The 14626-nt window shown below is 43.5% G+C and carries 17 protein-coding genes; all 17 read left to right on the forward strand.

The genetic code is table 11. The features are described 5' to 3' along the window. Nucleotides 1-5 precede the first annotated feature (5 nt). The 17 genes from prmA to era all read left to right on the forward strand — a co-directional run bounded on the left by prmA (nt 6) and on the right by era (nt 14567). Complete coding sequence (gene prmA / locus AC0MXB_RS03860) at nt 6-941, forward strand: 50S ribosomal protein L11 methyltransferase (protein WP_474038298.1); 936 nt, start codon at nt 6-8, stop codon at nt 939-941. A 3-nt stretch (nt 942-944) separates the two neighbouring features. Next, nucleotides 945-1691, forward strand: coding sequence for a 16S rRNA (uracil(1498)-N(3))-methyltransferase (locus AC0MXB_RS03865; RefSeq protein ID WP_474038299.1), 747 nt, complete (start codon nt 945-947; stop codon nt 1689-1691). Then, nucleotides 1679-2977 (forward strand): tRNA (N(6)-L-threonylcarbamoyladenosine(37)-C(2))-methylthiotransferase MtaB, encoded by a 1299-nt coding sequence (mtaB, locus tag AC0MXB_RS03870; protein WP_474038300.1) that lies wholly within the window; start codon nt 1679-1681, stop codon nt 2975-2977. The genes AC0MXB_RS03865 and mtaB overlap by 13 nt, the downstream gene beginning before the upstream one ends. 104 nt (nt 2978-3081) lie before the next feature. Then, nucleotides 3082-3429 (forward strand): histidine triad nucleotide-binding protein, encoded by a 348-nt coding sequence (locus AC0MXB_RS03875; RefSeq protein WP_474038301.1) that lies wholly within the window; start codon nt 3082-3084, stop codon nt 3427-3429. 88 nt (nt 3430-3517) lie between these two features. Continuing rightward, entirely contained in the window at nt 3518-3694 is a 177-nt protein-coding gene (gene rpsU / locus AC0MXB_RS03880; RefSeq protein ID WP_215829829.1) for a 30S ribosomal protein S21, read from the forward strand. Nucleotides 3695-3720: 26 nt separating this feature from the next. After that, complete coding sequence (locus AC0MXB_RS03885; RefSeq protein ID WP_474038302.1) at nt 3721-4173, forward strand: GatB/YqeY domain-containing protein; 453 nt, start codon at nt 3721-3723, stop codon at nt 4171-4173. Nucleotides 4174-4300: 127 nt separating this feature from the next. Continuing rightward, nucleotides 4301-5068 carry an NfeD family protein gene (locus tag AC0MXB_RS03890; RefSeq protein WP_474038303.1) on the forward strand — a complete coding sequence of 256 codons (768 nt, stop codon included), beginning with the start codon at nt 4301-4303 and terminating at the stop codon, nt 5066-5068. Between the two features lie 24 nt (nt 5069-5092). Then, nucleotides 5093-6079 (forward strand): flotillin-like protein FloA, encoded by a 987-nt coding sequence (gene floA / locus AC0MXB_RS03895; protein ID WP_474038304.1) that lies wholly within the window; start codon nt 5093-5095, stop codon nt 6077-6079. 10 nt (nt 6080-6089) lie between these two features. Continuing rightward, on the forward strand, nt 6090-6476 hold the full coding sequence (locus AC0MXB_RS03900; RefSeq protein ID WP_474038305.1) for a hypothetical protein: 387 nt from the start codon (nt 6090-6092) through the stop codon (nt 6474-6476). Nucleotides 6477-6647: 171 nt separating this feature from the next. Beyond that, nucleotides 6648-8117, forward strand: a complete 1470-nt coding sequence (locus AC0MXB_RS03905) for an ATP-binding protein (RefSeq protein ID WP_474038306.1) — start codon at nt 6648-6650, stop codon at nt 8115-8117. Between the two features lie 83 nt (nt 8118-8200). Continuing rightward, nucleotides 8201-8479 carry a sporulation protein YqfC gene (gene yqfC, locus AC0MXB_RS03910; protein WP_474038307.1) on the forward strand — a complete coding sequence of 93 codons (279 nt, stop codon included), beginning with the start codon at nt 8201-8203 and terminating at the stop codon, nt 8477-8479. Between the two features lie 20 nt (nt 8480-8499). Next, nucleotides 8500-9666, forward strand: coding sequence for a sporulation protein YqfD (gene yqfD, locus AC0MXB_RS03915; RefSeq protein WP_474038731.1), 1167 nt, complete (start codon nt 8500-8502; stop codon nt 9664-9666). A 4-nt stretch (nt 9667-9670) separates the two neighbouring features. After that, nucleotides 9671-10660, forward strand: a complete 990-nt coding sequence (locus tag AC0MXB_RS03920; RefSeq protein WP_474038308.1) for a PhoH family protein — start codon at nt 9671-9673, stop codon at nt 10658-10660. Between the two features lie 5 nt (nt 10661-10665). Beyond that, nucleotides 10666-12849, forward strand: a complete 2184-nt coding sequence (locus AC0MXB_RS03925) for an HD family phosphohydrolase (protein ID WP_474038309.1) — start codon at nt 10666-10668, stop codon at nt 12847-12849. After that, nucleotides 12758-13225 carry an rRNA maturation RNase YbeY gene (ybeY, locus tag AC0MXB_RS03930; protein WP_474038310.1) on the forward strand — a complete coding sequence of 156 codons (468 nt, stop codon included), beginning with the start codon at nt 12758-12760 and terminating at the stop codon, nt 13223-13225. Before AC0MXB_RS03925 ends, ybeY begins: the two co-directional genes overlap by 92 nt. Continuing rightward, nucleotides 13222-13668: a cytidine deaminase gene (locus AC0MXB_RS03935; RefSeq protein WP_474038311.1), complete on the forward strand. Its 447-nt coding sequence runs from the start codon at nt 13222-13224 to the stop codon at nt 13666-13668. Before ybeY ends, AC0MXB_RS03935 begins: the two co-directional genes overlap by 4 nt. Further along, nucleotides 13665-14567, forward strand: a complete 903-nt coding sequence (gene era / locus AC0MXB_RS03940; RefSeq protein ID WP_474038312.1) for a GTPase Era — start codon at nt 13665-13667, stop codon at nt 14565-14567. Before AC0MXB_RS03935 ends, era begins: the two co-directional genes overlap by 4 nt. Nucleotides 14568-14626: the final 59 nt, after the last annotated feature.

The raw sequence follows: 14626 nt of genomic DNA on the forward strand, positions 1-14626 counted from the left end.
TGCAGATGAAGTGGGCTGAAATTAGTATTCAAACCTCCCATGAGGCCACCGAAGCGGTGGCCAATATTTTTCATGATTTGGGAGCCAGCGGTGTCGTTATTGAAGATCCAGAGCTTATTAACACCTATCGTTTATCAGGAGCGTGGGATTATTGCGATATTCCTGAAGAAACTGATACGGAAGTTGTTGTTGTAAAAGCCTACTTACCTGTTGACGAAGCCCTTGATGACAAGCTTCGTTCATTTGAGGGACAAGTAAACGGTCTTTGCTGTCATAATATTGATGCCGGCAAAGGCGAAATTAGTTGTCGCGAAATACAGGAAGAAGATTGGGCTTCTTGTTGGAAGGAATTTTTCCATCCGGTCAAGGTTGGCGAAAGAATTGTGATTAAGCCGACATGGGAAGAGTATGAGGCTGGTGTGGATGATCTTATTATTGAATTAGATCCCGGTATGGCTTTTGGTACAGGGACTCACCATACAACAGCTATGTGTATTCGTCACTTAGAAGAGTTAGTTAAGCCTGACATGCAGATTTTTGATGTTGGTACAGGATCTGGTATTTTATCAATTGCCAGTGCCAAATTAGGCGCTGCCGCTATTAAGGCGGTCGATTTAGACAGCGTCGCTGTTCGCGTAGCCAAGGAAAATGTGGCTCTCAATCAAGTCGCTGAAACAGTCACAGTCAGTCAGGGCGATCTGCTCACAGGCGTAACTGGTAAAGCTGATCTTATTATTGCCAATATTATTGCCGATATTATTATTAAAGTGATTCCCGATGTGAAAGAACGCCTGAAACCAGACGGTTTTTTTGTTAGCAGTGGTATTATTACAGAACGCCTTAGCGATGTGACAGCTGTGCTTTTAGAGCAAGGGTTTGTTGTTGACAAGGTTAGTGAAGAAGGCGGCTGGGTTGCTATTGTAGCTCATTTGGAGCGATAAGTTATGCGGCAGTTTTTTATTACGCAAATTGAACCTTTCATGTTTATCGAAGGCTCTGAAGCGAAACATATGACGCGAGTTCTTCGACTCAAAGTCGGCGATGAAGTGGAAGTTGTGGATCAAGCGGGACAAGCGGCGGTGGGACGTATTGCGGCAATTGAGGGCGAGAAAGTTTCTATCGAATTTGCTGCTTGGCTTGATCATAGCAGTGAACCGCCCATTCAAGTTATACTTGCACAGGCTTTAACGAAAAATGATAAGTTTGACTACATTGTGCAAAAAGCGGTAGAACTCGGCGTACATCAGATTATTCCATGGGTAGCAGATCACTCTGTTGTTCGTTATGATAGTAAAAAGCAGGAACAGAAAAAAGACCGATGGCAAAAAATTGCCGCTGAAGCAGCAAAACAATGTCGGCGGACTGTTGTTCCCACCGTTACTTCGGTTAAGACCTTAGCCGAAGTTTTTCGCCTTGCAGCGCCGGAGAGTCTTCGGTTGTTTTGCTATGAAAATGAAAAAAATCTCGGGATAAAAGATGTGCTGCAGCAAAGTCAGGCGAAAGAATTTTTGCTTTTGATTGGACCAGAAGGCGGCTTTAGCGCTTCTGAAGCGGAACTGATTCAGGGAAGCGGCGCTACAGCCATTACGCTTGGTCCGCGAATTTTACGGACGGAAACAGCAGCAACAACCGCTTTAGCTGTGGTTATCTATGAATGTGGTGATTTGGGGGGACCTTTGTGCCAAAAGTAGCTTTTATTACTTTAGGTTGTAAAGTTAACCAATTTGAAACCGAGACGTTGGAAGGGCTTTTTTTGGCTAAAGGCTACGAGATTGTTGCCTTTGAAGAAAAAGCCGATGTTTATGTCATCAATACTTGCTCGGTCACTCATTTGGGAGAAAAAAAATCGCGTCAGTATATCAGACGAGCCAATCGATTGAATCCTGAAGCTGTAGTAGCCGTAACTGGCTGTTATGCCCAGGTTGCTGCTGATCAAGTTGCAGCAATTGATGGGGTTGATGTTATTATTGGAACGCAAAATAGGCAGGGAATTGTAGAACTTGTAGAAACGGCATCAAAGCATGAAGCGAAGCTGAATGTTGTTACTAACATTATGGATGCCGATGCCTTTGAGGAAATTCCCTTGTTTTCCATGCCAGGTCGAACGCGGGCTTTTCTCAAGATTCAAGAAGGGTGCACTAATTTTTGCACTTATTGTATCATTCCCTATGCCAGAGGGCCGTTGCGTTCTCGGCCGCTGTCAGGCATTTTAAGTGAAGTTGAAAAATTGACAAGTGCGGGATTTCAGGAAATTGTCCTAACAGGTATTCATTTAGGCGCCTATGGCCGTGATTTGGCGGAACCAGTAACCTTGACTGATGTCATGAAGGCAATCACTGAGTTGCCTGATGTGGTGCGTCTGCGGTTGAGTTCCTTGGAATCCATCGAAGTATCGCCAGAGATGGTTGAACTGCTTAAAGCCAATAACAAGCTTTGCCGTCACCTTCATTTACCACTCCAGTCAGGCAGCAATACGATCTTAAAGGCGATGAATCGCCACTATACAACAAGTGAATATAGCGAGCTAATTGGGAGAATCCTAACAGAAATTCCTGATTTAGCCTTATCGACTGATTTAATTGTGGGCTTCCCCGGCGAAACGGACCAACTTTTTGCCGAAACAGTCAGTTTTGTGGAAAAAATGCCTTTTTCTAAAATGCATATCTTCCCTTACTCGAAACGCATTGGTACACCGGCGGCTGATTTTGCCGGACAAATTCCGGAAGAGATCAAAAAAGAACGGGTTCATGTCATTCAACAAATTGCTGAGAAAAAAGCGGCAATCTATGCGAAGCAATTTGTTGGTCAAACAGTCAATGTACTCTTTGAAACATGGCAAGACGGCGTTCTCGAAGGTCATACCGAGTATTATTTAAAGGTGTATATGCCGAGCGACAAAGATTTGACAGGTACGATTCAAGCGGTCACCGCAACAGAGCTTTGGCGTGATGGATTATTGGGATCTCAGGATTTTTAATTTATTACAGTTCTTTGCAGGAGTTTTGAATTTAACAACGAACTCTTTATAAGATAAAGTCATGTAAAATCCTTGGTTTGACAGAAAGGAGGTGTATCTGGCATATGCAGCAAGATTGTGTGTTCTGCAAAATTGTAAATAAGGAAATTCCGGCGACGATTCTTTACGAAGATGACATGGTTGTGGCTTTTCCTGATATCAATCCGGGCGCACCTGTTCATATTCTTTTAATTCCGAAGAAGCATATTGCTAACCTCCTGGAAGCGACGGAAGAGGATCAGGAAATTTTAAAGCATCTGATGGCCACCGTTCCCCTTATTGCAAAACAGGCGGGATTGGATGAAGATGGCTTTCGTACAGTAATTAATACGAAAGATAATGGCGGCCAGACAGTTCATCACTTGCATCTGCATATTCTCGGCGGGCGGTTTATGAACTGGCCTCCAGGTTAAGATTGACAGTTGACAGAAGCCTATTGTATAATAATTAGGTGTATGTGAATGCACTTCCCGTAGGCTTGCGTGGAGGGAGGGAGATCAGATGGCAGAAATTAAGGTTGGTAAAAACGAAACACTTGAAAGCGCACTCCGCAGATTTAAGCGTTCCTGTCAAAAAGCCGGTGTTCTTTCTGAAGTTAGAAAACGTGAACATTACGAAAAACCTAGCGTAAAACGGAAGAAAAAGTCCGAAGCAGCTCGTAAACGTAAATTCAACTAGTGTTTTCTGTTCGGAGGTATTGATACATGTCTCTTAAAGAGAAATTGACAACGGACATGAAAGAGGCAATGAAAGCCAAAGAATCAGGGAAGCTTGCTCTTTCTGTGATTCGTATGGTACGCGCTAATATCAAATACGCAGAGATTGAACGTAAAACGGAGCTTGATGATCAGGGTGTATTAGAAGTCCTGGCCAAAGAAGTGAAAATGCGCCGAGATTCTATGGAGGAGTTTGCCAAAGGCAACCGCCCTGACTTAGTAGAAAATCTCGAACGCGAAATTGAAGTATTAATGCAGTATCTGCCCAAGCAGTTGGCCGAAGACGAAGTTCGTCAGCTGGTTAAAGACGCAATTGCCCAATCTGGCGCTGTAACAGTAAAGGATATGGGAAAAGTCATGGCTGTTTTAATGCCTTCTGTAAAAGGCAAAGCTGATGGCAAACTTGTGAATACGCTTGTGCGCGAAATGCTTCAATCATAAATACAATCCGGTGCTAATATGGCACCGGATTTATTTCTAGTAGAGACCCTCTTGTATTTTCTTTTGCCAAAGACAATATAAGAGGGTCTCTACTAACAATAAGGATTCGCTGAGAGGAGATGAGACTATGTTTTTTGCGAGAAAAGCTTGGTATCGCAGCTTCTTTACAGTTTTTGTTATTTTTGGTGCCGTGGGAACAAAATGCCTCGCCGCTTCAACTGGTACCGATATGTTATTATCGCCTTGGGAGCAAGCGGCAGGTTTATTAGAAATTCCTTTGATTAAGGGTTTTTTAGTTACTCTGATTTTTACGGCGTTACTGACGGAGATTAAAACGGTAGGTAGTGGTGTTGGAATTTTGACTGCCTTAATCGCAGCTAGCTTACTTTTGGGCGGGCAATGGCTATTGCGTGGCGGCTGGATGCCGGCGCTGCTTTCCTTTAGCGGTATTTTTCTGTTAGTCGCTGAACTTTTTTTTCCTGGTACAGCCATTTTTGCACTCAGTGGTCTCGTCTTTCTGTTAGGGGGACTTTTTTTAGCCTTAGGCGGAGATGGGCCAGCACTGCAATTTTTGGCTGCGAGTCTAATTGCGTCTGTAGTGATTTTTTCGCTGATGGCTCGCTTCTTACCGCAAAGCGCTCTTGTGGCACGTTTTATCCTAAAGGATCGCGAAGCACGGGAGAAGGGGTTTCACAGTGTTGACGATCATGCTGTGCTAGTTGGTCTGGAAGGCGTTGCCGTAACAACGTTGCGTCCAGCGGGAACGGCGCTGATTGCTGGCAAAAAAATTGATGTTGTAACAGAAGGCGATTATATTGCCTCTGGCGAAAAAATTGTGGTATTAGCTGTCTCAGGGCGGCGAGTTATTGTAAGAACGTTACGTATCGACCATTAAGTTTCTATAAGGAGGGGTTTTATAATGACAGCTTTAATTTTCCCACTGTTTATTTTGTTTGTTGTTTTTTTAGCGGTTATGCTGTTTTTACACTTTGTTCCGCTAGGTCTTTGGATTTCGGCGATGGCGGCTGCTGTTGACGTAGGAATTTTTACGCTGATTGGCATGCGGTTACGCCGTGTTCCACCTGCGGCGATTGTAATGCCGTTGATTAAGGCGAATAAAGCGGGGATTGATGTAAATGCCAATCAGCTAGAGGCTCATTACTTAGCAGGCGGCAATGTAGATCGGGTAATTGATGCTTTAATCGCGGCCCATCGTGCCGATATTCCGCTGCCTTTTGCTAGATCGGCTGCCATTGACTTAGCTGGTCGCGATGTATTGGAAGCTGTGCAGATGAGTGTAAATCCCAAAGTGATTGAAACTCCTGTCGTATCTGCTGTGGCGAAAAATGGGATTGAGCTTAAGGTAAAGGCTCGAGTGACAGTGCGTGCCAATATTGATAGACTTGTTGGCGGCGCGGGGGAACAGACGATTATTGCTCGCGTGGGCGAGGGCATTGTTACAACCGTGGGATCTTCTATTGATCATAAAGATGTATTAGAAAATCCGGATCATATTTCCCGTACGGTTCTATCAAAAGGCCTTGATGCCGGTACGGCCTTTGAAATTTTATCGATTGATATTGCTGATGTTGATGTAGGTAGGAATATTGGCGCTGAACTTTTAACAGATCAAGCGGAAGCGGAAAAACGGATTGCTCAGGCCAAAGCGGAAGAACGGCGCGCTATGGCTGTTGCGAAAGAGCAGGAAATGCGCGCTTATACGCAGGAAATGCAGGCAAAAGTTGTCGAAGCTCAGGCCGAAGTCCCTCACGCGATGGCTGCTGCCTTGCAGGAAGGTCGTCTTGGCGTGATGGATTACTATAATTTGAATAACGTTGTGGCTGATACGCAGATGCGAGAAAGTGTGGCTAAAAGCGGCGCACCTAAGCTGGATGATAAAAAGTAGGTGATAGGATATGGATTTTATTGGCGTATTACTATTGCTGGCTCTTTTGTATGGCTTACCAGAAATTCTTCGTAAAAAACGTAAAAAAAGCTATGAATATCCTTCTGTCCCAGAATCGCAATCGCCGCCGGTCCCAGACCAGATAATGATGCAAGGGAGTAACGATAAAAAAGATGTTCTCCTTTCGGAAAAAAAGCCGCAAAGTCTTGATGGGAAAGAAAGTGGCTTTTCGTCGTTTTCGTCGCAAACAACGGCTGAGCCCTCTGTTGCAGCGATCGCATCTTCGTCAGAAGGTTCGTCTATCACGTCAGAACAGCTCCGCGCCGCGATTGTGTGGTCGGAGATTCTCGGCAAGCCTAAGCAAATTCGTCCCTATGGGCAAAAAAACTTTCGCTGATTTTATACTAGCGAGTTGATAGAAAGCTTTAGCAAAAAGAATAAGGCTGACTGCTCAGCGTTTCTCAGTTAGAGACACGGCTATTTTGGGTATCAGCCTTATTTTTTTTTGACATTTGTGCAAAATAATATTGGTGAAGCTTTAAGACGGACTGCGAGGGGAGCGATAGCCATGTATCAGGGACGGCTTACTTTTGCGAAGGGAACTTATGTGGAATTTGTTGTAGCGCCGCATCAGATGGTTGATTTTGGCGATATTCTTGTTGTGGAAGGTGAGCAAAAAGACCGGTTTTATATTCGCGTCTATGATTTTAAAGTGAAATCGCGCTGGTCGGGCCTAAATGGTGTGAATTATCTCATGAGTAAATTAGATGAAAGTGGTCAAGTTGTAAATCAAGATGAGCTTGATTTTTATTTAGGCGGCAATCATACTGTCAAACTGGCGATGGCAGAACAGCTTTGCTATGCTGATCCTGCTAGGCAGCTTTATAATCCTAAGACATGCCCTGATTTTTTTGCCGAAGTTCGTTCTTTGGGGGAAGAAGATAAAGAATTACTGGCGGAAATAGGCGGTGATTTAGAAATTGGTTATCTAAAAGGCGGTCGCGGTATCAGTCCCTTTCCCGTAGGAATTTGTGGCAGCAAGTCCATTCCGGAACATATGGGGATTTTTGGGACAACTGGTTCAGGGAAAAGCAATCTGGTAAAAGTATTGGCAAGTTCGATTTTGGCGTCGCAGCAGTATGGCATGCTTATTTTTGATGTTCATAATGAGTATTATCAGGCTTTGTCCAAGCATTCTCAGATTACTGACCGGTTAGTTGTGTACAGTTTAAAGCCCCAAGACTCATTTTGTCAGCCCCTTCAGGTGGCTATGGAGGAATGGGAACCCCTTGATCTGGCGCTTTGCGCTACTTTTACTGAGGTACAGCTTGATGCTCTTTATAAGATTGCTTCTCTCTGGCCTAGAGAATGGATGTCTTACCTGTTAAAATACGAGGCAGAAGATTTAATTAGTGAATTAAAAACAGAAACAGGCCAAAAATTTCAACTTAGGACTATTAGCAAGATCAAAAGCATCTGCTGGAATTTACAGCAGGAACTGCAATTAACGCAAGAGCCAGTAGGTACACTTGCCCAGATGATTCAGGAAGTAGGAAATGGTAAGGTGGTATTAGTAGAAATGAAACATAATTCCCCGTTAGGAGAGATTGCTTTATCCACCTTAATTACGAAAAAATTGCTTAACTATTATGCTGCCCATAGCGACGATGAAAGAATGGGTCTGACCCCAGCCTTGCTGGTGCTGGAAGAGGCTCATCGTTTTTTAGGCAGGAAGGAAGTCGGCTCCCAGCATATTTTTCGGCGGCTCGTCAGTGAAGCTCGTAAATTTCGTCTCGGACTCTGCGTAGTTGACCAGCAGCCGCGACTCTTGGCGGATCAGGTGCTTTCTCAGTTAAATACGCTATTTATTTTAGCGCTTTCCTCGCGCGCTGATCGTCAAAAACTAGAAACCATGTGCCGCAAAGATATTTTGCAGCAACGCAATGAAATTAAAAACTTAGAGTGTGGCGAAGTAATTTTAGCCACAAATTATATGCGCTTTGCGGCGCCTGTTAAAGTTCATAACTTTGAACGGTAACTGAAAAAATAGAACAAATCTATAAGTCCATGTCTGAACGCTCCGCTTGCTACATACACATAAAGTAAGGGGGCGGAGACTCTATGGCAAGGCGTAAGCACAATCGTATCGAATCAATAGCGGAGCTGTTTGAAATTCCTGATGATTTGATTTTTGATCTGCCTCGCATGACCCTGTTGGGAAATAAACAGTTGCTAATTGAGAATCATAAAGGTATTATTGAGTATACGACGCAAATTGTCCGCATTAGGCTCAAGCAGGGAGTTGTAATTGTAGTAGGAAGCAATTTATCGTTAGGAAGCCTCCAGGTAGAACAAATTCTAGTCGAAGGACTGATTCAGTCGCTTCGCTATGATTTATAGGAGGCGAGCTTGTGTTGTTTATGCGGTTTAATCATTATTTCAAAGGGTTTGTTTATATAAAAGTTACCGGTAAAAGACCGGAGAAACTCATCAATCTTTGTCTTGATCAAGGGTTCGAGCTATGGTCAGCTACCAAGCGATTTGATGGCGTTTATGTTTATATAAGCCTCCAGGATTTTTTTGCTATCAGACCGTTAGTTAAGCGAAGTGAGACGAGAATTTCTGTGGTTGCTTATCAGGGATTTCCCTTTTTCTTCAAAAAAGTTAAGCGCCGAAAGATGTTTGTTTTGGGACTGTTCCTGTTCTGTGCTTTGCTTCAATATGCATCAAATTTTATATTCTTTGTCCATATTACTGGCTGTGAACAAGTTCCAGCTGCCGTAGTAAGGCAGGCCTTGGCGGAAGGCGGTATTGTTCCTGGGGCCAAAAAAGATGAAGTGAATAAAAAGCAGGCTGAGACAGCTTTGCTTTTGGCAGTTCCGGAATTAGCCTGGGCTTCTATTCAGTTTATGGGAACGAGGGCTGTCGTAGAGGTTGCCGAGAAGAATATGCCGCAAGAGGAAAGCCGCGAGCCTGCCGATTATGTGGCTCAAAAAGACGGTGTAATTTGCGAATGGATTGTTTTAAACGGACAAGGCCAAAAGAAACAGGGCGATACTGTACGGGCGGGAGATGTTTTAATCAAAGGTCTACTGTCAGGCAAGGCGGTACGGGCAACTGGTATTGTAAAAGCCAAGATACACTATGAAGCAACCGGTGAAGAGTCGCTTTCGACTACTTGGCTAGAGCGAACTGGACAGCAGCGAGATTCTTATAAGATTTTTTGGGGGGGGCGGGAAGTGACGATAAAATCAGCGCCGAATCCGCCCTTTATGAGCTTTGAACGCGAGGTTTTTTGCAAAAAAGTTCTCCTTTGGAGGAATCCCGATTTACCTGTCGAATTTACCAGGGAAGACTTTTATGAAACTGTGCCGGTTTATCAAGAAAAAACGCACGAAGAAGCGACGGACAGTGCTGTACGGCATGCTTTGGCAGTTTTGTCCGAACAAATTCCTGAGACGGCTCAAATTATCGCAAAAAATACGGAACTTGTTGCAACCGACGATCCCAATAGGGTGAAAGTAAAAGTTTTAGTGGAAACAATTGAAGAGATCGGTGAAAACAGAACCAGCTTACAGGGGGGCTAACTATTTGCCGCAGGCCAATCAAATGGAAAAACGATTAGACTTTACAGATCATCAAGAAGCTGTAATGGTTTTAGGTAGAAATGATGAAAATATCCGACTAATTCAGGAAAATTTTTCCTGCCAAGTAACGGCACGGGGAGATCAGCTTGTAATTAGCGGTGACGATATACTGGTAGAACAAGTTTATCATTTGCTGTCAGAATTGATCTTTTTATATCGCAGTAAAAACTTTATTACAATTCATGATGTGAAATATAGTATAAAAATGGTTCAGGAAAATGGCGCCCACAAACTGCATCGACTGTATGCTGATTCAGTGCTGACGACGGCAAGAGGCCGCATGATTAAGCCGAAAACCTGGGGCCAGCTTATTTACTTGGAAGCCATTCGACGTCACGATATTACGCTGGGAATTGGTCCAGCTGGCACCGGGAAAACTTATTTGGCTGTTGCTATGGCTGTAGAAGCATTAAAAAATAGAAAAGTGGAAAGAATTATCTTAACGCGACCTGCTGTGGAAGCTGGTGAGAAGCTAGGATTTTTACCTGGCGATCTGCAAGAAAAGGTGGATCCTTATTTGCGGCCCCTTTACGATGCACTTTATGATATTATCGGCAGTGAGACCTTTGCTAAATATATGTCTAAGGGGATTATTGAAGTAGCGCCGCTGGCTTATATGCGCGGACGGACACTTGACGATTCTTTCGTTATCTTAGATGAGGCTCAGAATACAACGGCGCCTCAAATGAAAATGTTTCTTACTCGTTTAGGCTTTGGCTCTAAAATGGTTATTACTGGCGATTTAACACAAATTGATTTGCCGCCAGGGCAAATTTCTGGTTTGGCTCAGGCCAAGCGGATTCTGGCTCAGGTTGATGGAATTGCCATTTCTCTGTTTGAAGAAGCCGATGTAGTGCGCCATGAAGTCGTATCACGGATTATTCGCGCCTATGAACACTTTGACAAAGAGAAGAAAATGGAAAAATTGGAGTGAATAAAATGGGGTCTGCCAGTAGACGGTTGCGCGCTATGTTTACGCAACCAGGCAGTGTATATGCAAAACCGGTCATTCGCCGGATTGTCTTGTCTTTAGCTTTTTTTACTTTGTTTATTGTCGTGCTGGCTACGGATTTTTTAGGTGATAGAGTTTCGTTTGAAACTGGACAAATTAGTGATCGTGATATTTTAGCGCCACGAACTGTTTCCTATATTAATACCGATAAAACGAAAAAACTGGAAAGTGAAGTACTTGCCGGAATTGTTAACGTGTATGATCTAGATATGGCCATAGTCAATAAAGCCGGGGAAAATCTTACGGCTTTATTTCGTACTGCCCATACGGTTAAAGAAGATATGCAGCTTTCCGAGCAAGAGAAAATTGCCAAAGTCAAAGGGGCTTTGCCCCTGCTGTCGGCTACGGCGTCTACTCTGTTAGTGACGCTCGATGAGGCGGCGTTGGAACGCGACCAAGATAGAACTCTGACTTTGCTAAATAAGTATTTACAGCGGGGAATTCGTGATGATGAGCTAGATCTGGCTAAAAAGCAGATTGCTTTGGAAGCGAACGAATTACCGCTGCCGCTTGCGGAAAAACAACTAATAACCGCTTTAGCGCCACTGTTTTTACAGACTAATTTTATTTTGAACAGTAAAGAAACCGAAAAACGCAAACAAGGCGTTTTAGCTGGGATAGAGCCTGTCCGTGAAACAATCAAAAAAGGGCAAGTACTTGTCCGTCGCGGCGATGTAGTTACAGCAGAGCAAATTCATGCGCTGGAGGAACTGGGGCTTTCTCGCGGGCAGACGAATGAACTTCGTGTGTTAGGGCTTACCTTTTTTGTCTTGATTATTATGGCCTTGACCACGCTTTCTCTCCGGACAAGTGCGCCTTCTGTTTATGAAAATGACTTATCAATGGTGCTTGTAGGCCTTGTTATGTTGATTACCATGATTCTTGGGAAAATGGCTCACTATTATTCTGATTTTGCCGCACCCATGACGGTCGGCGCCTTGCTTGCAACGATTTTGATCAATCGCCGCATTGGTCTTGCCGTAACTTTTGCTTTAACGATTTTTTTTGGCGTCATTGTCGACCATGATCTTCGTGCCGTATTGACCTGTCTTATGGGGAGTATCACTGGTGTTTACTGTATTTCCACAGTGACGACAGGCTACAGTTTGGCAAAAAGCGGCTTTTGGATTTCTATTGTCCAGTTTCTTGTTATTGCCACAACAGGTCTAATTGATCAAATTAGTGGTGCCGAACTTGTTACGCAGTGTTTACTAGGTATTTTTAGTGGTGTTACGGCTACGATTATCACGACTGGAATTTTACCTTACTTAGAAAATGTGTTTCATATTACCACGTCAGTGAAACTCATGGATCTAGCCAGACCCAATCATCCGCTCTTGCAGCAGCTTTTGTTAGAGGCGCCAGGAACCTATCATCATAGTGTACTTATTGGCAATATGGTAGAGACAGCAGCGGCTCAAATTGGTGCAGATCCAGTACTCGCCCGGGTAGGCGCTTATTATCATGATATAGGCAAAATCAAGCGTCCTTGTTTTTTTGTGGAAAATCAGGCGTCAGGAGAGAATCCTCATGATAAAATTGCGCCGTCGCTGAGTACGCTGATTATAACGTCTCATATTAAAGATGGTCGTGATTTGTGCCGTGAGCACAATATTCCCGGCATCGTCTCTGATATTGTGCAGCAACATCATGGCACGACGCTAGTATCTTATTTTTATCAACGAGCGACGGAAAATGATCATAGTGAATGTATTATTGAATCGGATTTCCGCTATGAAGGACCTTGTCCGCAAAGTAAAGAAGCCGCGCTTGTCATGTTGGCCGACGGTTGTGAAGCTGCAGTACGGTCTATTGCGAAACCGAATATTAACCGTATTGAAGCAACTGTGCGCAAAATTATTAAACAGCGTCTCCATGAAGGGCAGCTTGATGAATGTAATCTAACGTTGCGCGATTTAAATACGATCGGTGATATTTTTATTAGGGTACTTTCCAGCATGTTCCATACACGAATTGAATATCCCGATGAGAAAGATTTAGAAAGGAGAAAATTAAAAAATGGAAATCAACATAAACTCCTTACAGACCGAAGTGACTGTATCGGACGCGATGGCGGCGACAGTCAAGAAAGTTTTAAGCAAAGCAGCTGAATTGTACAACTTAGCGCCGACGGCGGAAGTCAGCTTATCTTTTTGCGATGATGTCCATATTCATAAAATGAATTTAGAATTTCGCGGCATTGACAGGCCAACAGATGTTTTATCTTTTGCGCTTAGCGAAGGCGAGGAGCCGGAAATACTTGATGGTCCAGCAGAAGATTTGCTTGGTGATATTATTATTTCTGTTGATACTCTCGCCAGGCAAGCCGAAGAGTATGGTCATAGTTTGGAGCGAGAACTTGCTTATTTGACGGTTCACGGTTTACTTCATTTATTAGGCTATGATCATTTAACCGACAGTGATAAAGCAGAAATGCGCCAAGAAGAAGAGGCTATTTTGGGCGCTTTAGGAATTGAGCGTTTATGAAGGATAGTCTAGTTTGTTCGATTACGCCAGAAGAAATACGCTTACTTGTAGCTGCGGCGACACGGGCCATGGCGAAAGCCTATGTACCTTACTCGCATTTTCCCGTAGGCGCTGCTTTACTAACCGACGATGGAACGATTTATGAAGGTTGTAATATTGAAAATGCTTCTTATTCGTTAACAATCTGCGCCGAAAGAACTGCTATTTTTACGGCCTTAGCAAAAGGTGAAAGAAAATTTAAAGCTTTGGCTGTTGCTGCAAAAACTTCGAATCCTGTAGCGCCTTGCGGCGCTTGCCGACAAGTGATAGCTGAGTTTCACATTCCCGCCATAATTATGGCAAATCAAACGGGAGAATATAAAGTTATGTCATTAGAAGAGATATTGCCCTATTCTTTTTCTTCTGAGGACTTGACGTATTTTGGGGAGGACAACAACGATTGAGTAATACAAAGAAAGATATTTTTCGTTCCGGTTTTGTCGCTGTAATTGGACGGCCTAACGCTGGTAAATCCACGCTGGTTAATAGTCTTATTGGCCAGAAGATCGCTATTATGAGTGATAAACCACAGACAACGCGCAATAAAATTATGTGCGTACTAACGCAAGACGATGCACAAATGCTGTTTGTGGATACGCCTGGCATTCATAAACCGAAGCATAAGCTAGGACAATATATGGTGGAGGCAGCCGAGCAGACGCTGCGCGAAGTGGACGCCATTTTATTTGTAACAGACGCCAGTGAAAAATTTGGACCTGGGGAAGAATATATTATTGAGCGTTTGAAAGAAGTAAAGACGCCGGTTTTTCTTGTTGTTAATAAAATAGATCTTGTTGAGAAACCGAAACTTTTACCGATCATCAAAAACTATCAAAGTCGCTATGATTTTAAAGCCGTTGTGCCTATTTCGGCGTTGGAAAAAGTAAATCTTGATGTGCTTCTTACTGAAATTAAAAATCTCCTGCCGGAAGGGCCTAAGTATTTTCCTGAAGATATGATAACAGACCAGCCAGAGCGGCTTGTCATTGCTGAACTCATTCGGGAAAAAGCGCTTCAGCTTACAAGAGAAGAAGTGCCGCATGCCATTGCTGTGGATATTGAAGAAATTGCACCGCGTCCTGGCGATAAATTGTATGTTCGTGCTGTTATCTATGTGGAAAGAGAATCACAAAAGGGAATTTTGATTGGCAGCGGCGGTACTTTAATGAAGAAAATCGGTCAGCAGGCCCGTGTCGATGTAGAAAATTTATTGGGAAATCCCTGTTATCTTGATTTATGGGTGAAAGTGAAAAAGGATTGGCGCAATCGTGATTCGATTTTAAAATCTCTGGGGTATGAATAATCATACCCTTTTTTTCCTTTTTTATTGTAAAGCCGCCCCTGTTTATTGACCAGAGGCAG

Source organism: Pelorhabdus sp. sgz311001 (assembly GCF_055901755.1).

Excerpts from the sequence above, each read along its gene's own strand:
- prmA (WP_474038298.1), top strand. The coding sequence starts at position 6 with ATGAAGTGGGCTGAAATTAGTATTCAAACCTCCCATGAGGCCACCGAA.
- AC0MXB_RS03865 (WP_474038299.1), top strand. The coding sequence starts at position 945 with ATGCGGCAGTTTTTTATTACGCAAATTGAACCTTTCATGTTTATCGAA.
- AC0MXB_RS03875 (WP_474038301.1), top strand. The coding sequence starts at position 3,082 with ATGCAGCAAGATTGTGTGTTCTGCAAAATTGTAAATAAGGAAATTCCG.
- rpsU (WP_215829829.1), top strand. The coding sequence starts at position 3,518 with ATGGCAGAAATTAAGGTTGGTAAAAACGAAACACTTGAAAGCGCACTC.
- AC0MXB_RS03885 (WP_474038302.1), top strand. The coding sequence starts at position 3,721 with ATGTCTCTTAAAGAGAAATTGACAACGGACATGAAAGAGGCAATGAAA.
- AC0MXB_RS03890 (WP_474038303.1), top strand. The coding sequence starts at position 4,301 with ATGTTTTTTGCGAGAAAAGCTTGGTATCGCAGCTTCTTTACAGTTTTT.
- floA (WP_474038304.1), top strand. The coding sequence starts at position 5,093 with ATGACAGCTTTAATTTTCCCACTGTTTATTTTGTTTGTTGTTTTTTTA.
- AC0MXB_RS03900 (WP_474038305.1), top strand. The coding sequence starts at position 6,090 with ATGGATTTTATTGGCGTATTACTATTGCTGGCTCTTTTGTATGGCTTA.
- AC0MXB_RS03905 (WP_474038306.1), top strand. The coding sequence starts at position 6,648 with ATGTATCAGGGACGGCTTACTTTTGCGAAGGGAACTTATGTGGAATTT.
- yqfC (WP_474038307.1), top strand. The coding sequence starts at position 8,201 with ATGGCAAGGCGTAAGCACAATCGTATCGAATCAATAGCGGAGCTGTTT.
- yqfD (WP_474038731.1), top strand. The coding sequence starts at position 8,500 with ATGCGGTTTAATCATTATTTCAAAGGGTTTGTTTATATAAAAGTTACC.
- AC0MXB_RS03925 (WP_474038309.1), top strand. The coding sequence starts at position 10,666 with ATGGGGTCTGCCAGTAGACGGTTGCGCGCTATGTTTACGCAACCAGGC.
- ybeY (WP_474038310.1), top strand. The coding sequence starts at position 12,758 with ATGGAAATCAACATAAACTCCTTACAGACCGAAGTGACTGTATCGGAC.
- AC0MXB_RS03935 (WP_474038311.1), top strand. The coding sequence starts at position 13,222 with ATGAAGGATAGTCTAGTTTGTTCGATTACGCCAGAAGAAATACGCTTA.